Consider the following 19,794-nt stretch of genomic DNA (forward strand, 5'->3'; position numbering starts at 1 on the left):
CAAGGCTCCAGAGGAGCGGGTTCTCCCTCCAGACGCATCTGAGACGCTGCTCAGGCCGCTCACCCCGAATTTCGCGTCTCGCTCTTCTTGAAAACCGTCGCAACTCCCAGTCGCGGAGGTTTTCACACGGTCTGGGCCCGACCACAGGGAGCCAGCATCTGCCTGGATGATCGCAGGGCCGAAGGATCTAGCCGATGTGCCACGTGGGTCGGGCGCGGTAGCGACGCGGAAGACCGCTTGCCTCATCCCCAAGTTTGCTCGAGCAGTTTCGGATCGGCATTTCCCACCTGGCCGCTCCGCGCTGCTTTGACGCGACCCAAACCGGGGTTCGCGGGTATACGGCCTCCGTCCCCGCTCCCACGTTCCCGCACCGCCGCAGGCTGCATGGAGAAGAGGCCGCTCGACCCGAACTGGTTCTACGAGGACCGCCGCACCACGCCCAGGTGGCGGGACGGCGTGCTGCCGAGCGCGGGGCTTTACCTGCTCGACGGCGCCTACCACGCCGCCGTGTACGGCACCGCCGAGGAGCAGCGCCTCTTCGAGCGCGGCGCGCTCCTGGTGGCCGGCGTGCGCTTCGACGGCCTGCCGATGGAGGCGCCGCCCCCGGCCGAGGCGCACCTCGTCTCCGTCTACCCGGCCAGCCCTTCTCCCCTGGGCCACAAGCGCACCGTCGAGCGACTCGGCTGGACGCCCACGCGCAACTGATCCAGAAAACATCGGCTCGCGCAGAGGCAGCACGTGAATCCGCGGGAGCGCGATAACTCGTTGTGAATCCTCGATGTTCCGTTCGGCATCGATGAAGGGCGGGAGATGGCTTTCAGGCGCGCGAAGCTGCCGCCGTGTGCGCCGTGCCGCAATCCGCCGATGCCGGACCGCCGTGTGATACCACGTTGCCGAGCATTGTTCTGGTTCCAAACAGAACAGAAACAGATTGGAATCACACAGAGAAACAGAGGAACAGAGAAAACCCGAAGTCCTCTGTTCCTCCGTTTCTCTGTGTGAGCCCTCTCAGAACCTGTTCCCGAACGATGCCCTGCAAGATGGTATGATTCTCGACGTTGTCCTCTCGGCGAGGGCAACGAGCCGAGAGGCCGCCCGGAGGGTCCGGACGGCCGCTCGGCATCACGATCCGGCGGTCCCGATCAGCGCCCGATGGTCCAGGTCACCGGGAGGGTGGTGGTGACCCGCACGCTGCGCCCGCCCGACTTGGCGGGGCTGAACCGCATGGAGCTCACGATGCGCCGCGCGGCGGCGGCGAACTCGTCGTTGGACGACGACACGACCTCCACCGAGCCCGGCTCGACCCGGCCGTTCTCGTCGATCACGAACTGGAGCACGGTCTGCCCGGTCACGCCGGCTTCGCGGAGCGACTCCGGATAGACGCGGTCCAGCGCGCGCTGCACGTCGCCGGCGTTGCGGAGCGACGGGCGGACGTCCACCGCGCTCTCGGCCATCGGCTCGTTGCTCACGGGCTCGGGCTCGGGGGTCGGCGCCACCGGCGCCGGCTCGGGCGTGGGCGGGACGGGCTCCGTGTGGCCGGTGGGCGCGCGCGTGTCGGACGCGTCCACGGGGCCCACCACGTCGCCTTCCTTGCCGATGCCGCTCACGTCCGCCTGCGTGAGCGTCGGCGCGTTCATGTCGGGCGCGGGGACCCCCACCGGCGGGTTCTCGGGCGGCCGCGGCGAGACGAAGTTCCCCTTCACCGGCGCGGGCGGCTGACGCCGGACGCGCGGGGGCTCGGGCTCCTTCGCGAGCTCTACCTTCGGCGCCTCCTTGAGCTGCGGCGGCTCCTCCTCGGGCGGTGGCGGAGGAGGAGGCGGAGGCGGCGGCGTGGGCTTGACGGGCTTCTCCTCCAGCTCCCACTCGGCGATCACCACCTCTTCCACCGTCTTCGCTTGGGCGTACCGCGCCGACACGGCGATCGCGCCGATCGCGGTCGCGTGCGCCAGGACCGAAACCGCGACGGTGCCTTTGCTCCAGTGCTTCCTGCGTCGTCCGGGGCCGTAGACTGAGAACATGCTGACGCTCCTGCTTGGGCTCCGAGATCCGTCGGATGCGAGTCATGGAACATTTGCAGGTACCGTGCCGTCGTAAATGATTGTAGATCCGCAATTTAGATCACCAGTCCCCCCGCAGGCGGCGAACGGAGCGAGGAAGGCGGCTCCGCGGCCCTCCAGTCCGACGCATGCGCGCTGTGTTCACACGAATGTGGACCCGGTCGCGACGCCTCCCGTCTCCCACGTCTCCCACGTCTCCCACGTCTCCCACGTCTCCCCCGGATTCCCGGCTCCGGCCAAAGAGGCCCTTCTGTGCGCCGCCGCTCCCCCGTCGTCGTCTCTCGCACCCGGCTGTGGGATAATACCAGATCCGGATAAACAGCTTGGCTATCGGGGGATGAAGCGAGCGGGCATCCGTGCCGCTACCGCGCCCAACCTACCTGGCAGGGTGAGAAGATTCTTCGGCCCTGCGGCCATCCGTGCGGATGCCGGTCCTGTGTGATCGGGCCTCAGAATGACAGCGAACACCAACTGATTTTCCGGATTCCGTATAACACATCCGTAGCTCCCCGCGCGCAGAGGGGGAGCGATCAGGAGCGAGCAAGACAGGAGGAGAACCTTCGCCACGCCGTGTCCCTGCACTTCATGGGGTACAACTTCGCGCGGCGGCACAGGACGCTGGGGACCACTCCGGCCGATGAGCTGCGCTTGCTCCCGCGGAGTCGGCAGGGAAACTCCCTCGCCGACCCTGCCGATTCCATCTCCCTGAGTTCGCGCGGGCGTTCGGCCGGGGGGTGGCGCGGCAGGAGCCGGGTCGCGACACTGTACGCGCAGCCTGTTCCCCGCCGGATGGACGGCGGGAGTTCCCACCTGCGTCACCGCCGCGGACGGCGTCCCCTGGAGCCATGAAAAAGTCCTGGATTCTCCTCCTGCTGCTCGCCCCGGCGCCGGCCCAGGCGCAGACGCGCGCCGACTCGGCCCTGGTCGGCCGGATCCTGGCCGCGGAGGACCGGCGCGACTCCACCGACGCGGCCATCGCCGCGGGGCTGCGGCACGGCGACCCGCGGGTGCGGCTGATCGCCGGCCGGGCGCTGGGGCGGATCCGCGATCCGCGCTTCGCCGCGCGCGATTCGCTGCCGCCGGCCGCCGCCGCTCCCGCGTGGCCCGAGCCGGGGTGGCGGCTCCGCTACCGGGCGCTCGCCGACCGGCGCGGGGACTGCGCGGCGCTGCGCGCCGCGCTGGACGACCTCGTGTGGCAGGTGCGGCTCCGCGCGGCAGACCTGGCGGAGGCGCGGTGTGGAGCCGATTCGGCGTTCGTGCGCGTGTTGACCCGGTGGGTCGACCAGCTGCCGCGCGACACGCGCCGGCGCGCCGCGGGCGGGGTGTCGTGGCACGCGGCCGCCCACGCGGAGGTCGCGCTCGCGCGGATCGCGCCCGGCCTGGCGCGGGCGCGGCTCGGGAGGCTCGCCGCGCACGCCGACTGGCACGTGCGCCTGTACGCCGCCCGCGCCGCCGCCGTGCTGGCCGACACCCCCCGCCTGCGCGCCTTCGCGCGCGACCCGGACGGCAACGTGCAGGAGGCGGCCATCGACGCGCTGTCGAAGCTGGTGGGCCACGGCGCCGACGACGTGTACCTGGCCGCCCTGCAGGGCGACCAGGCGCAGGCCGTCCGCGCCGCCGCCGTCGCGCTGAAGGGGTCTCCCGCGCCCGCCGCGCGCGCGGCGGCGAACGCCGCGTTCGAGCGGTGGGTGCGCCGCGCGAACGAGTCGGAGCGCGACGTCCGCGTGGCCCTGCTCGAGGCGGTCGGGCGCCCGGCCGGCGACGACCGCCCGCCTCCCCCGCGCTTCGATCTCCCGCCCGACGCGGTCGCGCTGGCGCTCGGCCGGGACGTGCGCGTCCGCGTCACGATGTCGCCCGGCGCCGGCGGAGGGTCGTTCGTGGTGCGGCTGCGCGGCGACGTGGCGCCGATCATGGCGGCGCGCGTGCTGGCGCTCGTGCGCGAAGGCTACTACGACGGCGGCAGCTGGCACCGCGTGGAGCCGGACTTCGTGATCCAGGGCGGCGGTCCGGGGACGAACGAGTACGTGGGCTACGCCCACTACCTGCGCGACGAGCTCGGAACGGTCGCGCACCCCCGCGGCACGGTGGGGATGAGCACGCGCGGGCACGACACCGGCGACGCCCAGTGGTTCATCAACCTCAAGGACAACCCCCGCCTGGTGCGCGACTACACCGTCTTCGCCGAGGTGATCGAGGGGATCGGCGCGGTCGACGCCATCCTGGAGGGAGACGTCGTCGCCACCATGCGCGTGGAGCCGGCCGGGCGCTGAGGGTGGATTTCTCCCTGGCCGAAGTGACCCGCCTGGTGGCCGCGGCGAATGCGGCGCGCGCGGGCGACCCGGACGCGGCCGATGCCGAACGGCGGCTCGACGCCCTGTTCCGGACCAGCCAGACCCTGGCGGTCTACGGCACCCTGGCTCCGGGCCGGCCCAATCATCACGTCGTCGCGCCCCTGGGCGGCGAGTGGACGGAGGGCGTGATCGAGGGAGACCTGCATCCCGTGGGATGGGCGGCGACGTACGGCTACCCCGCGTTCCTCCCGCGTCCCGGCGGCCCCGCCGTCCCGGTGCACGTGCTGACGGCCCCGACGCTGGCCGCGGCGTGGCCGGAGCTCGACGACTTCGAGGGTCCGGGGTATCGGCGCATCCTGGTCCCCGTGTTCAGCCCCGGCCCGGCCGAGGAGCGGCGGCTGTACACGGTCGCGAACCTCTACGCGGCCGAGCCCGAAGTGCGCTGACGCTGCCCGCGACAGGAGAAGCCTCCTCCCGGCGTCCATCTCCGGGAGGAGGTTCCCGCTCGCACGCATGGATCGGGTGCCAGGCCGGAAGCGCGGTGTGACGCGGTTCGGCGTCTTCGCGCCGCTTCGCGCTCGCCGGGGTCCGGGAGCGGTGCCGTGTCGATTTCCGGGGCCCTCGTTCGACGCCTGAGTGACGCAGCGGGCAATCGACCCTGACCAGAGAGGCCTCATGAGAAAGCTGATCGTCTCCGAGTTCGTGACCCTGGACGGCGTGATGCAGGCGCCCGGCGGCAAGGACGAGGACCGGGACGGAGGGTTCGAGCACGGTGGCTGGACGCTTCCCTACTGGCACGACGACATCGGGAAGAGCTTCTTCGAGCTGATGCAGGGTTGCGATGCGTTCCTCCTGGGGCGGCGCACGTACGTCACCCACGCGGAGGCGTTCGAGCCGATGCCGGCGGGCGATTTCTTCGGGGACATGATGAACGCACCGAAGAAGTACGTCGTCTCCACGACGCTCCAGCAGCCGATGTGGCGCGATACCACCATCATCCGCGAGAACGTGATCGATTCGGTGCGCGCGCTGAAGGAGCAGCCCGGCGGGAACATCCTGACGGACGGCAGCAGCCAGCTCGTGCACGCCCTGCTCGAGCACGGCCTGGTGGACGAGCTGCACCTGCTCGTGTATCCCATCACGCTCGGGAGCGGCAAGCGGGTGCTGCCGGACGGCGTGCACGCGACGTTCGAGCTGAAGTCCGCGACGCCGTACCCGACCGGCGTGGTCGGCCTGCACTATGCGCTGCGACGGTAGCGCCGTTCGTACCCCCGGGGCTGCGGACCTTCTCGGCGCGCACGTCCTTGCTGTTCAGTCCTGACGCCGGACGAGGGCGATCGGGAACGGTTCCAGGAGACAGGAGACGGATCGTGAATCCCCCGCTCACCGACGTCGAAGTGCGCATCCTCGGCTCGCTCCTCGAGAAGGAGGTCACGACGCCGGACTATTACCCGCTCTCCCTGAACGCGCTGCTGGCGGCGTGCAACCAGACGACCAACCGGGAGCCGGTGATGCGCCTCGACGAGGACGCGGTGGTCCCGGCGACCGTCGTGCTCCGCCGCCGGGGCTTCGTGCGCCAGATCCAGCCGGTGGGCTCGCGGGTGACCAAGTACGAGCAAACGCTGGCGGACGAGCTGAAGCTCGACGCGCGCCAGCTCGCGGTGCTCGGCGTGCTCATGCTCCGCGGACCGCAGACGCCGGGCGAGCTGCACGCGCGCACCGAGCGGCTGCATCCGTTCGCCGGCCTCGCCGACCTGGAATCGGTGCTGGATTCGCTGATCGCGCGCGAGCCGGAGCCGCTCGTCGCGCGGCTTCCCCGCCGGCCGGGGCAGAAGGAGGTCCGCTACGCGCACCTGCTGGGCGGCGAGGCGGCGCAGGACGATGCGCCCGCAGCGGCGGAAGAGCGGACCGCGCCCTTCCGCCGCGGCGAGGCGGAGGACGACCGGGTCGCGGCGCTGGAGCGGACGGTGGAGGAGCTGCGGGTCGAGGTGGCGGCGCTGCGCGCCGAGCTCGACGCGTTCCGGACACAGTTCCAGTAGGGACCGGCCGCGTCGCGGGCGACGTGCGGACCGACGACGAGCCTCCGAGGATTCACGGCATGCGCGAGGTCTGGATTCCCCTCGGCGGCGTCCGGCTGTTCGCGGTGGAAGACGGCCACGGCCCGGCGCTGGTGATGCTGCACGGCGGACTGGCGAACCACCAGGCCGTGCTGCCCCTGCTGACGCCCCTCACGGCGCGGCACCGGGTGATCGCGCCGGATCTCCGTGGCAGCGGGCGCTCGTGGTCGCCGGAACCCCTGACCTTCGACCGCCTCGCGGACGACGTCGCCCAGCTCCTCGACCATCTTTCCATCGACCGGGCGATCGTCGGCGGGGTTTCGAGCGGGACCGGTGTCGCGGTTCGCTTCGCGCTCCGGCATCCCTCCCGTGTTCGCGGCCTCGTGCTCGTGAAGCCCGTCTACGCCGGGGCGGACGCCGGCTACACGAGCGGCCAGGAGGCTGCATTCGCCGCAATGGACTCGGTCGCGAGCCGCGCCCCCGCGGAAGGGATCGAAGTGCTGCGGGCCCTGTACGCCCGGCTGCCGGAAGGCTTCCGGGAGCGCGCGTGGGAGGTCGCGGCGGAGTTCGATCCGGGGAGCGTGGCGGCGACGAGCCGGTTCATCGCCTCGGGGGTGCAGCCGTTCGCCTCGAGCGCGGACCTGCGCTCGATCGGGGTTCCCACCCTGCTGGTGCGCGGGGACGATCCGCAGCATCCCGCCGGGGTGTCCGATCTCTACGCGGCGAGCATAGCGAATTGCTCGGCGCTTCCGGCGACGACGGAAGATCTCGCGACTGCCATCGGTTCGTTCTGTGACCGGGTCGCGCGCGGCGCAGCCTGACACGGTGTTGCCGCGAGCGCGGGGCCATCCGATCACCGGCTCTGAGATGAGCGGTGCAGCCGGGCTTTGGCACTTCGCACCTCGCACTTCGCACTCCTGACCCCGGGCCTGATTCTCGCGTCGAGAACGCCCTCGTGACCGCCGACGCAATGTCAGACTCCGCCGAGAAGAAGCCGGCCCCGCCGGACGACGGCCCCGTCCCCGAGTGGGCGCTCCGCTACGACGCCAGCGAGTTCCCGCGCTTCGCCGTCACCGGCGACGCCGTGGCGTTCGCGCTCGACCGGGACGGGGGCGAGGCCGCGCTCCAGGTGCTGGTGGTGGTCCGCGACGCAGAGCCGTTCCGCGGCCTCGACGCCTTTCCCGGCGGCTTCATGGACTGGGAGGCCGACCCCACCACCCGCGAGACCGCCGTCCGCGAGCTGGCCGAGGAGACCGGGGTGGACGCGCCCGAGTACGTGGAGCCGCTGGGGAGCTACACCCAGCACGGCCGCGACCCGCGCCAGTTCGCCGGCCGGCGCGACGAGCGGACGGGCGAATGGGTCCCGCGCGGCGTGCGCGTGGCCACCAACGCGTACCTGGTGCTCATGCGCAGGCCTTCGAGCGCGCCCACCGCGCAGGAGGGCGAGGTCTCCGAGGCGCGCTGGACCGACGTCTACGCCTACCTCCCCTGGGAAGACCTGCGCGCCGAGGCCGGGCGCGCCGCCGCCCGCCGCGCCCTGGCCGGGCTCTCCGCCTGGGCGGAAGCCGCGGGCGGCGACGCGCGCGAGCGCATCGACTACGCGTTCGGCTTCGGGCTCAAGGAGTGGAACGAGGAGCGCGTGGGCGACCGCTGGCGCCTCCTCTTCGACGCCGGGCTCGTCCCCGAGGGCCGCCGCGACGCCTGGGGCCGCGCCGAGGCGGGGGAGACCGACGCCGCGCCCGGGCGGGAGATGGCCTTCGACCACCGCCGCATCCTGGGCGACGCGCTGGCCCGGCTCAGGGGGAAGATCAAGTACCTGCCGGCGTCGCTGATGGCGCTCACCGGCGAGGACTTCACCCTCGACGAGTTGCAGTCCGCCTGCGAGGCCATCGCCGGGCGGCCGCTGCACCGCGCCAACTTCCGCCGCACCGTGGCCGCCGCCCGCGACGAGCGCCAGACGCGCACCCCGCGCATCGTCTCCGGCACCGGCCGGCGGCGCAAGCGGGCGGCGGGGGAGCCGGGCGTGGCCCCCGAGCTCTTCCGCTTCCGCCCCGACGCCGTGCGCGCCCGGCTCGACCCCTCGCTGCGGCTCCCCTTCCTGGGCGTGGCCGCCGGGCCGGAGGAAGGGTCTCCTTGACGCCCGCTCCAGCGCGCGCTATCTCTCCCGCGAGACGCATTGTTCTCGTTTCGAGAATCACATTGCCACCCGGAGGCGCATGACCGCCACCGTCCCCCCCGACCACCCCGGCGAGCGGGCCGAGGCGCTGCACGCGGGCCTGTGGCGCTTCCCGGCGCAGCTCTTCCGCTTCGACCCGCGCATGTGCGGCGGGTGGCTCTCCGACCGCTACTTCGTGCGCACCGAGAAGACGCTGGCGCACGCGGGCCGCGACCCCGTGGTCACCATGCAGGTCTTCGCCAAGAAGCAGGGGGTGCTGGCCGGAGTCTACGAGGCGATCCGGCTCCTGCAGACGCAGCTGGTCCCCGGCTACGAGGCGCGCGAGCTGGAGGTGCGCACCCTCCTGGAGGGCGACGCCATCAACCGCGCTGGCGACGACGACTGGGAGCCGGTGATGCACGTCACCGGGCGCTACCGCGGCTTCGCGCACCTGGAGACGCCGCTCCTGGGCGTGCTCGCCCGCCGCTCGCTGATCGCCACCAACACGCGCACCGTGGTCGAGGCCGCGCGGGGGAAGCCGGTGATCTTCATGGCGCCGCGCCACGACGACTGGCGCGTGCAGACGCCCGACGGCTACGCCGCGCAGGTCGGCGGCGCGCAGAGCGTCTCCAGCGACGCCGCCGGCGCCTGGTGGGGCGCGCGCGGGGTGGGCACCATGCCGCACGCCATGATCGCCGCCTTCGGAGGCGACACGGTGGCGGCCACGCTGGCCTTCGCGCGCTACCTGCGCGACTGCGAGCCCGACGTGCAGGTGATGAGCCTGGTGGACTACGACAACGACTCGGTGGGCACCTCGCTCGCCGTCGCGCGCGCCATGCGCGAGGAGTTCGGCGACGGCGTGCTCTCGGCCGTGCGCGTGGACACCAGCGAGCGGCTGATCGACTACGCGTTGCTCAAGGACGAGGAGCTGTGGGGCCGCGCCAAGCTCACCGGCGTCAACCCCTACCTGGTGCGCAAGCTGCGCGACGCGCTGGACGCGGAGGGGTTCGGTTACGTCGGCATCGTGGCGAGCGGCGGCTTCACGCCCGCCAAGATCCGGCGCTTCGAGGCCGAGGGCGTGCCGGTGATGGCGTACGGGATCGGCAGCAGCCTGCTGGGCCACAGCGACGGCTCGGGCAGCCTGCTGAACGACTTCGACTTCACCGCCGACCTGGTGAAGGTCGACGGCCGCGACGAGGGCAAGGTCGGCCGCCGCTACCGCGACAACCCGCGCATGGTCACGCTGGACTGGGGGCGGGTGGAGTAACGGCAGTGCGAAGTGCGATTAGTTCGTAGGGGCGAGGCATGCCTCGACCGGCGGACGTCGGCCCCGTGCGCGGCAGGCAGCCTCCTGCGCCGATGCCGGCTCGGTTCGGACTCGCATGCTCGCCCCTGCGCGACACATCACATGAAGGACGGCGGCGAGCCGTCGGGAGGATAGAGCCATGGCCGAGCGGATCGCGCGGGTCGGGTGGGTGGTGGACGCGCAGAACGACTTCCTGCTCCCCCCGGAGGAGAGCGGGCGCCTCTACGTGCACGACCTGTTCGACGGCGGCAGGGACCCCGGCGCGCGCCTCTGCGTGCCGGCGCTGACGCGGGCGGTGCGGTGGATGGAGGAGCACTGCGACGTGATGGTCTACACGGGCGACTGGCACGCCTACGGCGACGCCGAGATCGACACCGTGGCGCCGGACGCGCGGAAGGGGACCTACCCGCCGCACTGCATGGGGCTCTCGCCCGATCCCGGGGAGCGGCTGGGAGCCGAGGTCATCGAGCCGATCCGCCCCGCCGACCCGCTGGTGCTCGACCGCGGCGCCACCGAGGCCGACGCGCGCGAGGTCGCCCGCCGCGCGGTGGAGGAGCGGCGGCCGGTCTTCATCCGCAAGGACCGTTTCGACGTCTTCGAGGGCAACCCCGCCACCGACGCGCTCCTGCGCGAGCTGCGCCATCGCCTCGGCGCGCCGCTGGAGATCTACGTGGCGGGCGTGGCGCGCGACGTGTGCGTGAAGCAGGCGGTGGAGGGGATGCTCGCCCCCGTGCGCCGCTACGCGGTGACGGTGATCACCGACGCCACCTGGGGCCTGGGGCTGGAGGACGAAGCCGTGAGCCTGGAGCGCTGGAGCGGCGCCGGCGCCGCGCTCATCACCACGCGCGGGCTGGAGCTGCGGAGCCAGGAGCCCCGGGCCGCGGCGTAGATCACGCACGTCCATTCGCGGTTTCGCACTTCGCACTTAGCACTTCGCACTTAGCACTGGGGTTTCATGACCACGCCACTCGCCGCGCGCCTGGAAGTCGTCCAGGGCGACATCACCCGGCTCGACGTCGACGGCATCGTCAACGCGGCGAACACCTCGCTGCTGGGGGGCGGGGGAGTGGACGGGGCGATCCACCGCGCGGCCGGGCCGGGGCTGCTGGAGGAGTGCCGGGGGCTCGGCGGCTGCCGCACCGGCGAGGCGAAGCTCACCGGCGGCTACCGGCTCCCCGCGCGGTGGGTGATCCATACCGTCGGGCCGGTATGGCAGGGTGGTGAAAAGGGAGAAGACGAGCTGCTCGCGTCCGCGTACCGCAGCTCGCTCAAGCTCGCCGCCGGCAAGGAGATGCGCACCGTCGCGTTCCCGTCGATCAGCACCGGTGCATACCGCTTTCCGCTGGCGCGCGCCACGCGCATTGCGGTGCGTGAAGCGGCGGACTTTCTGGCCCGAAACCCCTATCCCCAGAAGGTGATCTTCTGCACGTTCGGAGAGGAGGCATACAGAGAATACTTGACGGCGGTGCAAGAGGCGGTTTAAATGATGTTCACACCGGAGACATTGCAGTCCATGTCCCCCCGACATCAACGGAACACGCGGACGCGAGCCGCGGCCGTACACGCCTGGACCGCCGCAACGGAGCCCCCATGGAAGAGCTGCGCGAAGTCAAAGAGATGCTCGACGAGATCAACGCCATAATCTCGAGCTACGACCCCATCCTCAAAGAGCAGGCGCGCGACATCCTGCTGGAGCGCGCTTTCGGCTCGGCGGGGCGGGCGCGGGCGCGTGCGGCGGCCGGGGGCGGCGAGGCGGCCGGCGAGGGCGAGGAGGCGCCGCGCCGGCGCGGGCGCCCGCGCGGCACCACGGGCGCGCGCCGCGGCGGCGCCAACGTGAGCGCGCTGCTGGAGCGCTGGCGCCCCGAGACCATGGCCGAGCGCGCGCTGCTGGGCGCCTACGTGCTGGCCCGCGGCCGGCCGGACCGCACCGTCACCAGCCAGGCCATCAACGCCGAGCTGAAGCGCAACGGCCTCCCGGTCCCCAACATCACCCGCGCCATCGAGTCGAACCTGCGCGCCAAGCCGCCGCTCATGGTGCAGAAGAAGAAGATGGGCACCACCCGCCAGGCCCGGAAGCAGTACGCGCTCACCCAGGAAGGCGCCGAGCTGGTCGAGAGCAAGCTCCAGGGCAGCTGACGTTCCGGACGCACTTGAACGGTCGCGCCCGCCTCCGCGAAGGGGCGGGCGCGTCCGTTTCGCTGTTGGTAGGGGCGAGCCTGCGAGTCCGAGCACAGGTAGCACCGGCGCTGGGGCCGCCTTCGGCGCACGAGCCGACATCCGCCGGTCGAGGCAGGCCTAAGGCAGGCCTCGCCCCTACGGATTACCGTCACGACCCGGTACACCCGGCTCGAAAGCGACCACGCCCGGGACTCGGATCCGAGTCCCGGGCGCGGCGTCCTGTCGTTCGATGCTGGGATCCGGCGCGGCCGCTCAGCGGGGCCTGCGGCCCTTGCTCCAGTCGCGCAGCACCAGGCGCGGGTAGCCGTTGTCGGGGTCCTCGCCGGCGCGCAGGAGCTGGTCCACCTTCTCGGGCCCGCGGTTGTAGGCCAGCAGCGCCAGCCGCACGTTCCCGTCGTACTTGTCGATCAGCGTGCGCAGGAAGCGGAAGCCGATGCGTAGGTTGGTGTCGCGGTCGAACAGCTCGTGCCGCGCCACGCCGGGGCGGAAGTAGCGCGCCGTGGAGGGCATGAGCTGCGTGTAGCCCACCGCGCCCACCGGGCTCACCGCGCGGTGGTTGAACTCGCTTTCCGTGGCCACCAGCCCGAAGGCCAGCTTCGGGTCGATCCCCTCCGCCTGCGCGATCTCCTCGATCCGCGCGGCCAGGTCGGCAGGAATTCCGTAGGTGGAAGAGTTTGCGGTGACCCGCTCCAGCCGCTCGATCTGCACGCGCTGCAGGTCGACCACGCCCTGGAGCGTGGGCGCCCCGAACTGCCGCATCAGCGTCCCACCCTCCACCTCGCCCGCCCCGGACGCCCGAAGTCCAAGCAGGAACGCGAGAACCACCGTTCCGATGCCCAGAATGGCGCTTTTGACCGTGGCGGAGATGTCCCAATGCTGATGTTTGCGCGCTTCGACGTCGGCCTGCAGCTTCAACAGGAGTGACTGCATTCCGGCTCCTCCGGTTCAGGGTTGGCGTGGGGCACAGAGGCAAGGGACGTGCCCCGTCAGCCGCCTTCCGTTTCCACCGTCCAGGTTCCGGAGCGCCCGCCTTCCTTGCGCAGGAGCCGGATCCCGCCCAGTTGCATCCCGCGGTCGCGCGCCTTGCACATGTCGTAAACGGTGAGCAGCGCGCACGTTACCGCGGTGAGCGCCTCCATCTCCACCCCCGTCTTCGCCTCCACCCGCGCCGTCGCCACGGCCCGCACGCCGGGGAGCGCCGCGTCGGGCTCCAGATCGACCTCTACCGAGTCCAGGGGGAGGGGGTGGCAGAGGGGGATCAGGTCCGCCGTGCGCTTGGCGCCCATGATCCCGGCCAGGCGCGCCACGCCCAGCACATCTCCTTTGGGCGCCCTCCCTTCCACGATGGCGGCGAGCGTCTCCGGCGCCATGCGGACGTGCCCCTCGGCCACCGCCAGGCGCCGGCTGACCGCCTTTTCGCCGACGTCGACCATGCGTGGCCGGCCCTGCTCGTCCAGGTGGGTGAACCCCGCTTCGGTCATCGGCTGAGTCCCCTCGGCGGAAGCGCGTGTGCTGTAACGATCCGTTCCGATGCGTGCAACTCCTCCCGCGGTAGCTTCTCGCCGCGACCGCCGTCTTGCAAGTGCACGGAGAGATTCATACGTTCGTGAATAAATGATTGTCCGATTCCACCCGACCGCCTTCTCCCGATCCCGGTACCGCATGCTCTTCCGACTCGCCGCCCTCCTCGCGGTCGTGGCGCTCGTCTGCGCCGGGTCCACGCCCGCGGCCGCCCAGCAACCGTGCCAGTCGCTCAACCCTCGCTGCACGAACTACGCTCCTTTCGTGGCGGTCACGCCGGCCGGCGGGACGTACACGACCCCGTACGTGACGGTGACGGTGGAGTTCAGCGACGACTCGGGGCTGAACTTCGGGAGCTTCCAGGCGAAGCTGAACGGGCACGTGATCCAGGGCGGGCTGGCCGGCGCGGGGACGGAGGGCTCCACCGTCCTGGGCCTGGACCTGGCGCCGGGGGTGAACACGCTGGAGGTCAGCGTCTGCGACCTGACCGGGAAGTGCGACGCGGGGGGCGGCAGCTACACCTACACGCAGCCGCCCCCGGCGCAGTGGCACGCGGACCCGCTCATCAGCCTGGCGCCGTACAGCGAGGGCGTGCGGACGGTCTCGCCGTTCGACGCGGTGCAGACCTACACGACTCCCGCGTACGTGAGCAAGGACGTGCCGCGCTCGGTCACCCTGGTCTACACGGGCGCGCAGGCGCAGGCGCGCGCCTTCGTGCAGGTGGACGCCTTCGACAACTCGCAGGAGAAGCCGGCGACCCTCTCCATCCAGGTGCTGGACGCCGCCGGGAACCCGGTCACGGGCGAGCGGCACTACAGCGTCGAGGGGGCGGCCACCCACCGCCTGGCGGCCACCTGGACCGCGCCCCACCTTCCCACCGGCGCCTACACCTACCTCGTGGCGGTACGCTCCCACTGGGCGGGCGACACGCGGACTTCGACCGTCCCCGTGCGGGTGCTGATCGTCAACGAGCAGGGGAGCCGCTTCGGGGCGGGGTGGTCGGTGGCGGGGCTGCAGCGCCTGCACTTCCGCGGCGACAGCGTGATGGTGACCAACGGCGACGGCTCGGCGGTCTACTTCGCCAAGAACGGCTTCACCATCTGGAAGCGGCCCGAAGGGGAGTGGAGCGAGCTGACCCGGCCCGACTCGCTCTGGCACCGCCGCTGGCCCGACGGCACCGAGGCGGTCTTCTCCGGCGACGGTTACCTGAAGTACGTGACCGACCGCTTCCAGAACACCACTTCCTTCTCCTGGACCTGGACCGCCGACGGCGCGCGGGTCCCGTACCAGATCGTCGACCCGGTGCAGCAGGCGACCACCTTCGCCTACCACGGGGCGAACGGGACCCACTCGTACAAGCTCGGCGCCATCTACGACCCCGGCGGGCGCGGCACCGGCTTCGCGTACTACGACGGGCAGAACAACCTCACCTACGTCCACGAGGCGGACCAGGGGGTCGGGCTCGTGCTCGGCTACGACGGCGCCCACCGCCTGGTCTCGCGCGCCAACCGCGACGGCGGAACCTGGACGTACGTCTACGACGCGGCGGGCCTGGTGGCGGCGGACAGCCTCCCCACCGTCACGCTGGAGGGCGGAGCGCAGGCGCGGCCCGCCGTGCGCTTCCGCGCGTGGGAGACGGCCCTGCTCTCGCCCGGCCCGGGCGCCGCCCCGCGCGTGGACAGCGCCGCCGCGCGCGCCGAGGTGACCGACCCGCGGGGCGCCGTCACCCGCCTGGCGTTCGACCGCTTCTTCCAGCCCACGCGCGTGGAGGAGCCGCTGGGCGACACCACGCTCATCAGCCGCAACGAACAAGGACAGCCGACGACGGTGGTGCTCCCCACCGGGGCGGTCTCGCGGTACCAGTGGGAAGGGGCCAGCCTGACGCGCTCCTGGGATGCGGAAAGCGGCGGCTTCACCGACTACACCTACGAGACGGCCTACAACCAGCTGGAAACCGTATCGTCGGGCGGGGCCGTGACCACCTACCACTACGGCCCGCGAGGCGAGCTGCGAAAGGTCAGGCTCGGCTCCGACTCCACGCTCTTCGACTACACGCCGGACTGGCGCATCCTGTGGTCGCAGGACGCCGCCGGCCACCGCACCGACTACACCTACCAGCCCACCGGCTTCCGCAACCTGGCCGAGGTGCGCGACCTGGACGCGAGCGGCTCGACGCGGGTGGTCAGCTACGGCTACGATTCGTACGGCCGCGCCGCGACGGTCACCGATGCGGCGGGAACGGTGCAGCGTTTCTACGACCTGATCAACCGCGACACCGCCGTGAGCGACCCGGCCGGGACCACGCGGCTCACTTACCAGGAAACGCAGCTGTACCGGGTGACCGACGCGGCCGGGAAGGCGTACACCTTCCACCACAACCCGCTCGGCTGGCTCACGTCGGAGGTGGACCCGAACGGGCGGCCCCGCAGCTTCGGGTACGACGTGGCGGGCAACGTGGTGCGGGCCACGGACCGCCGCAACCGGACCGTCACCTTCAGCCACGACAGCCTGGGCCGGGTGCTGGCCCGCACGGCCGACGGAGCGACCACCACCTACGAGTATGGCCCGGACCGGCGCTGGGTGTACGCGCACAACGACGTGAGCGCCGACACGATCCGGTTCGACGAACGCGGGCGGCCCACCGACGAGGTGACGATCTTTCCGGGCGTGCCCGGCGGAGTTTTCCGGCGCACGTCCACCTGGAGCGAGGAGGGCCTGCGCGAGAGGCTGGCGTACAACGCCCCGGGGCGCACCCTGCCGGAGATCCGCTTCCGCTACAACGCCTCGCTGCAGCTCGACGGCATCCTGGCGTTCGGCGCCTGGACCAACCTCTACTACAACGACGACGCGCAGGTCGACACCATCTGGCTGCCCAGCGGCGCGCGGCAGACCTTCCAGTACACGGGCACGCACCTGCCCGCGCAGGCGCGCTGGAGCGTGCCGGGGCTGGACGGCAGGCTCGGCTTCCGGTACGGCTTCGACCACCTGGACCGTCTGCTGCTGCGCAACAACGCCTCGGGCAGCACCGAGCGCCGCTACTCGTACGACGCGGTGAGCCGGCTCACCGGCTTCAGCCACCTCGTCGCCACGCCCGGCGACCTGGTGTGCGAGAATCCCTGGCAGCCGAGCACGTGCTACCGGCCGACCGAGTGGGTGGAGACCGACGCGGCCGCGTACTCGTACGACGCGGTGGGGAACCGCACCGACGCCGGGGCGTCGCTGCAGCCCGCGAGCAACCGGTACGCCACCTTCCGCGGCTACGGCTTCGCGTACGACGAGGAAGGCAACCTCACCCGCAAGTACAACGCGAGCTACGACCAGACGCTCTCCTGGAACAGCCTGGGCCAGCTCGAGAGCGTGACCACCAACGGTGTGACCGTCTTCTACGGGTACAACGGCTTCGGCCAGCGGGTGGTCCGCAGCGTGGCGGGCGGCTCGTCCACCTACTCGGTGTACGACGGCGACGACCTGCTGCTGGAGGTGGACCAGAACGGCACCCTGCTGCGGGAGTTCGCCCACTACCCGGGGATCGACCGTCCGCACAGCCTGCGCGCGGCGGACGGCTCGGTCTACTACTATGCGACCGAGTATCCCGGGCACGTCGCGGGCCTCTTCAACTCCAGCAACCAGGTGGTGAACGAGTACCGTCACAACCCGTGGGGGGAGACGGAGGTGGTCACCGAGGGTGTGCCGCAGCCGCTGCGCTACATGGCGCGGGAACTGGACGCGCTCACGGGGCTGTACTACGTGCGCAACCGCTGGTACGACCCGGTGCTGGCGCGCTTCGTCAGCGATGATCCGATCGGGCTGGCGGGAGGGATCAACACGTACGCCTACGTTGGGAACAGTCCCACGAACTACCTTGATCCCCTGGGACTGCTACGGCGGGATGGCTGCATCGACTGGTATCTGATCACCATCAACCGGAGGACCGGCCAGGTCGTCAGCGAAACGTATGTGCGTACCACCTGTCCCGAGGGAGGCAATGGGAACGAGGGACATGACGAAAAGAATCACAGACAATGTCCTCTCCCGCCCCCGCTCCCGCCGGGCGCGAGTGTCGACGACAACGTGAGTCTTGCGCTTCGTGCATGGTGGCTCCGCTGGGTCGAGGGGATCGGAGAGTTGTTGACGATGGCCTGGTTCCGTGACATGGTCGGGAAGAACAAGCCCTGGGACTATCAGCAAAGCACGGGAGGGCTGCGCCCCGAGTACGAGGACGGAGGGAACTTCAACTACGGCGCCACTGGGCGCGCGGTGGGGTTTTCGAGGGGAGATCTGCTGCGGGCCGCCGGATACGTCCAATCCAGAAATCCGTCGGGATCGGCCGCGGGAGACGGGCATTGGTGGGGAAGGGCCCCGTACGGCGACGAGCGCGTCGACCAGGCCTGGATCCGACAGGGGATTCGCTACTACGAGGAAGGATGTTACAAGAAATGAGCTGCGCGAACCGACGTAATCTCTTCGTCGTCGCGATCGTGGGAATGCTGGTGGGGATCACCGGGTGCGTCGACTGCGACAATTGGGTGGTCGAACGAAGCCGGTCGCCGAACCGTGAGTACGACGCGGTGGTGTTCTCCGCGGTCTGCGGCTTCGGGATGTCGGTGAACACCCAGGTCTCGGTAGTGAAGGCAGGGCGGGAGGCGAAGGGGAAAGGCAACGCCCTCTCGGTCATCTTCGCCGACACTGCGGGGACCGCCTCCCGCATCGGGTCGCCGGCGGTCGAGGCACGGTGGCTTGCACCCGACACCCTGAAGCTCACCTACTACCGCTCGGCCAAAGTGCTCAGGAACCCGCCGCGGGTCGGGGACGTCGTGCTGCTGTACGAGATGAAGGAAGATCCGCCGCGAACTCCGTAGCCGCGGCTCACGATCAAAACACAAGTCGCGTTTGCCGATGCGAGTTCGGCAGCCGCGACTCGTCGTTCACGACTTCAGGCGCCTCACCCCGTGCGCAGCAGGTCGCGGCGGATGCCGCCGAGCAGGTCTGCCAGGATGAGCTGCGGGTTCACGTTGCCGGCGGCCATGTCCTGCGCCTCGCGCACGCGCAGGATCGCCGACGCCACGCCCTCGGCGCTCACGCCCGGCTTCTTCGCGATCGCGGCAAGGAGCGCGGGGTCGTCGGTGTAGGCCACCTGCTCGGGGGCGCCGGCGGCCACGGCCATCAGGTCGCGCAGCCACAGTCCCAGCGCCTCCAACCCGGCGGCGAACTCGCCGCGCGCGCCGGCGGGGGCCACGGCGTTGGCCGCCGCGAAGCGCTCCGCCCCCGAGCCCGACGTGGCGGCCACCAGCAGCCCGCGCGCCGTCTCGCGCTGCTTCTGCAGCATCCCCGCGCCCCCGGCCGTCGGCAGCAGGCGCAGCGCCCGGCCGACGGCGCCTTCGGAGACGGCGGCCAGCTCTTCGGCCTGCTTCGGCGGCATCCCCCGCTCGCGCACGAGGAAGTCGGCGACCTCGGCGGCGGAGAGGCGCAGCAGGCGCACCGGGAGGACGCGCGAGCGGATGGTGGGGAGCAGCGCGCCGGGGTTCGAGGAGGTGATGACGAGGGTCGTGTCGGCCGGGGGCTCCTCGAGCAGCTTGAGGAAGGCGTTGGCGGCCTCGGGGCTGGACTCCTGCGGCACCATCGCCTCGGCGTCGCCGACCACGAACACCTTGCGGCGGCCCATGGCGGGGCGCACGGAGGCCAGGCGCTGGAGGTTCTGCACCATCCCCAGGAAGTAGGCGGGCGCCCGGTCGTACGCGGGGACGTGGAAGGGGTCGCCGCGGCGCGCCTCCAGCTCGGCGCCGCGCGCCTCCTCCAGCTTGTCGCGCAGCTTCTCGGGGGTGGCCGCGTCGGGGCGGGGGAGCGGGAAGAACCAGTGCACGTCGGGGTGCTCCAGACGCAGCACCATGCGGCACGGCTGGCACTGCCCGCACGCGGTTCCGTCCGCCGCGGGAGACGCGCAGACGAGCTGCTGGGCGAGCCAGAGCCCCACCCGCTCCTTGCCCACGCCCGCGGGGCCGTGGACCAGCAGCGACTGCGGCAGGTTCCCCGCGCGCAGGGCGGTGATCAGCTTGGCGCGGACGTCCGCGTGCCCGTAGACCGGCGGCAGCGCCATCAGCGGAAGCCGTGGAGAAGGTTCGCGCGCTCCGGCGGGCGCCGGCGCGGGGGGCCCTCACCCGGCCGCCTTAGGGCGTCCACCCTCTCCCAACTTCGGGCGAGGGTACTTGACGGGACTCCTCGACGCGGGGAC

General features: G+C 71.4%; 17 protein-coding genes. 13 read left to right on the forward strand and 4 right to left on the reverse strand.

The genetic code is table 11. From position 1 onward, the window contains the following. Window positions 1-384: 384 nt before the first annotated feature. Window positions 385-705, forward strand: a complete 321-nt coding sequence (locus VF746_10125) for a hypothetical protein (GenBank protein ID HEX8692767.1) — start codon at window positions 385-387, stop codon at window positions 703-705. Between the two features lie 437 nt (window positions 706-1,142). On the opposite strand, the gene VF746_10130 is transcribed toward VF746_10125, so the two are convergent. Further along, window positions 1,143-2,018 carry a TonB family protein gene (locus VF746_10130; GenBank protein HEX8692768.1) on the reverse strand — a complete coding sequence of 292 codons (876 nt, stop codon included), beginning with the start codon at window positions 2,016-2,018 and terminating at the stop codon, window positions 1,143-1,145. Between the two features lie 884 nt (window positions 2,019-2,902). Here VF746_10130 and VF746_10135 point away from each other — a divergent pair. From VF746_10135 to VF746_10180, 10 genes are all read left to right on the forward strand, one after another. Beyond that, window positions 2,903-4,327 (forward strand): peptidylprolyl isomerase, encoded by a 1,425-nt coding sequence (locus VF746_10135; protein ID HEX8692769.1) that lies wholly within the window; start codon window positions 2,903-2,905, stop codon window positions 4,325-4,327. Window positions 4,328-4,329: 2 nt separating this feature from the next. Beyond that, the gene (locus VF746_10140; protein ID HEX8692770.1) at window positions 4,330-4,794 is read left to right on the forward strand and encodes a gamma-glutamylcyclotransferase; all 465 of its coding nucleotides are present in this window, start codon (window positions 4,330-4,332) and stop codon (window positions 4,792-4,794) included. A gap of 229 nt (window positions 4,795-5,023) precedes the next feature. After that, the gene (locus VF746_10145; protein HEX8692771.1) at window positions 5,024-5,605 is read left to right on the forward strand and encodes a dihydrofolate reductase family protein; all 582 of its coding nucleotides are present in this window, start codon (window positions 5,024-5,026) and stop codon (window positions 5,603-5,605) included. Between the two features lie 113 nt (window positions 5,606-5,718). Continuing rightward, window positions 5,719-6,387 carry a YceH family protein gene (locus VF746_10150; GenBank protein HEX8692772.1) on the forward strand — a complete coding sequence of 223 codons (669 nt, stop codon included), beginning with the start codon at window positions 5,719-5,721 and terminating at the stop codon, window positions 6,385-6,387. A 59-nt stretch (window positions 6,388-6,446) separates the two neighbouring features. Next, window positions 6,447-7,226: an alpha/beta hydrolase gene (locus VF746_10155; protein HEX8692773.1), complete on the forward strand. Its 780-nt coding sequence runs from the start codon at window positions 6,447-6,449 to the stop codon at window positions 7,224-7,226. Window positions 7,227-7,375: 149 nt separating this feature from the next. Continuing rightward, complete coding sequence (locus tag VF746_10160) at window positions 7,376-8,542, forward strand: NUDIX domain-containing protein (GenBank protein HEX8692774.1); 1,167 nt, start codon at window positions 7,376-7,378, stop codon at window positions 8,540-8,542. A gap of 79 nt (window positions 8,543-8,621) precedes the next feature. Next, window positions 8,622-9,827 (forward strand): hypothetical protein, encoded by a 1,206-nt coding sequence (locus VF746_10165; protein HEX8692775.1) that lies wholly within the window; start codon window positions 8,622-8,624, stop codon window positions 9,825-9,827. Window positions 9,828-10,005: 178 nt separating this feature from the next. Further along, window positions 10,006-10,755 carry an isochorismatase family protein gene (locus VF746_10170; GenBank protein HEX8692776.1) on the forward strand — a complete coding sequence of 250 codons (750 nt, stop codon included), beginning with the start codon at window positions 10,006-10,008 and terminating at the stop codon, window positions 10,753-10,755. A 66-nt stretch (window positions 10,756-10,821) separates the two neighbouring features. Next, entirely contained in the window at window positions 10,822-11,349 is a 528-nt protein-coding gene (locus VF746_10175; GenBank protein HEX8692777.1) for an O-acetyl-ADP-ribose deacetylase, read from the forward strand. A 107-nt stretch (window positions 11,350-11,456) separates the two neighbouring features. Next, complete coding sequence (locus VF746_10180) at window positions 11,457-12,002, forward strand: hypothetical protein (protein HEX8692778.1); 546 nt, start codon at window positions 11,457-11,459, stop codon at window positions 12,000-12,002. A 294-nt stretch (window positions 12,003-12,296) separates the two neighbouring features. On the opposite strand, the gene VF746_10185 is transcribed toward VF746_10180, so the two are convergent. Further along, window positions 12,297-12,869: a transglycosylase SLT domain-containing protein gene (locus VF746_10185; protein HEX8692779.1), complete on the reverse strand. Its 573-nt coding sequence runs from the start codon at window positions 12,867-12,869 to the stop codon at window positions 12,297-12,299. Window positions 12,870-13,030: 161 nt separating this feature from the next. Further along, entirely contained in the window at window positions 13,031-13,525 is a 495-nt protein-coding gene (gene moaC / locus VF746_10190) for a cyclic pyranopterin monophosphate synthase MoaC (protein HEX8692780.1), read from the reverse strand. Window positions 13,526-13,706: 181 nt separating this feature from the next. Here moaC and VF746_10195 point away from each other — a divergent pair, with 181 nt between their 5' ends. Together VF746_10195 and VF746_10200 are read left to right on the forward strand one after the other, a co-directional pair. Beyond that, on the forward strand, window positions 13,707-18,005 hold the full coding sequence (locus VF746_10195; protein HEX8692781.1) for an RHS repeat-associated core domain-containing protein: 4,299 nt from the start codon (window positions 13,707-13,709) through the stop codon (window positions 18,003-18,005). After that, complete coding sequence (locus tag VF746_10200; GenBank protein HEX8692782.1) at window positions 18,002-18,424, forward strand: hypothetical protein; 423 nt, start codon at window positions 18,002-18,004, stop codon at window positions 18,422-18,424. Before VF746_10195 ends, VF746_10200 begins: the two co-directional genes overlap by 4 nt. Window positions 18,425-18,507: 83 nt before the next feature. Here VF746_10200 and VF746_10205 read toward each other — a convergent pair whose 3' ends face one another. Further along, the gene (locus VF746_10205; protein ID HEX8692783.1) at window positions 18,508-19,659 is read right to left on the reverse strand and encodes a hypothetical protein; all 1,152 of its coding nucleotides are present in this window, start codon (window positions 19,657-19,659) and stop codon (window positions 18,508-18,510) included. Between the last annotated feature and the right edge of the window lie 135 nt (window positions 19,660-19,794).

This window comes from Longimicrobium sp., from assembly GCA_036389795.1.
Classification (GTDB): Bacteria; Gemmatimonadota; Gemmatimonadetes; order Longimicrobiales; family Longimicrobiaceae; genus Longimicrobium.

Coding starts and splice junctions, on each gene's coding strand:
- VF746_10160 (HEX8692774.1), top strand. CDS start 7,376: ATGTCAGACTCCGCCGAGAAGAAGCCGGCCCCGCCGGACGACGGCCCC.
- VF746_10145 (HEX8692771.1), top strand. CDS start 5,024: ATGAGAAAGCTGATCGTCTCCGAGTTCGTGACCCTGGACGGCGTGATG.
- VF746_10170 (HEX8692776.1), top strand. CDS start 10,006: ATGGCCGAGCGGATCGCGCGGGTCGGGTGGGTGGTGGACGCGCAGAAC.
- VF746_10195 (HEX8692781.1), top strand. CDS start 13,707: ATGCTCTTCCGACTCGCCGCCCTCCTCGCGGTCGTGGCGCTCGTCTGC.
- moaC (HEX8692780.1), bottom strand. CDS start 13,525: ATGACCGAAGCGGGGTTCACCCACCTGGACGAGCAGGGCCGGCCACGC.
- VF746_10135 (HEX8692769.1), top strand. CDS start 2,903: ATGAAAAAGTCCTGGATTCTCCTCCTGCTGCTCGCCCCGGCGCCGGCC.
- VF746_10180 (HEX8692778.1), top strand. CDS start 11,457: ATGGAAGAGCTGCGCGAAGTCAAAGAGATGCTCGACGAGATCAACGCC.
- VF746_10130 (HEX8692768.1), bottom strand. CDS start 2,018: ATGTTCTCAGTCTACGGCCCCGGACGACGCAGGAAGCACTGGAGCAAA.
- VF746_10200 (HEX8692782.1), top strand. CDS start 18,002: ATGAGCTGCGCGAACCGACGTAATCTCTTCGTCGTCGCGATCGTGGGA.
- VF746_10155 (HEX8692773.1), top strand. CDS start 6,447: ATGCGCGAGGTCTGGATTCCCCTCGGCGGCGTCCGGCTGTTCGCGGTG.
- VF746_10125 (HEX8692767.1), top strand. CDS start 385: ATGGAGAAGAGGCCGCTCGACCCGAACTGGTTCTACGAGGACCGCCGC.
- VF746_10165 (HEX8692775.1), top strand. CDS start 8,622: ATGACCGCCACCGTCCCCCCCGACCACCCCGGCGAGCGGGCCGAGGCG.
- VF746_10175 (HEX8692777.1), top strand. CDS start 10,822: ATGACCACGCCACTCGCCGCGCGCCTGGAAGTCGTCCAGGGCGACATC.
- VF746_10205 (HEX8692783.1), bottom strand. CDS start 19,659: ATGGCGCTGCCGCCGGTCTACGGGCACGCGGACGTCCGCGCCAAGCTG.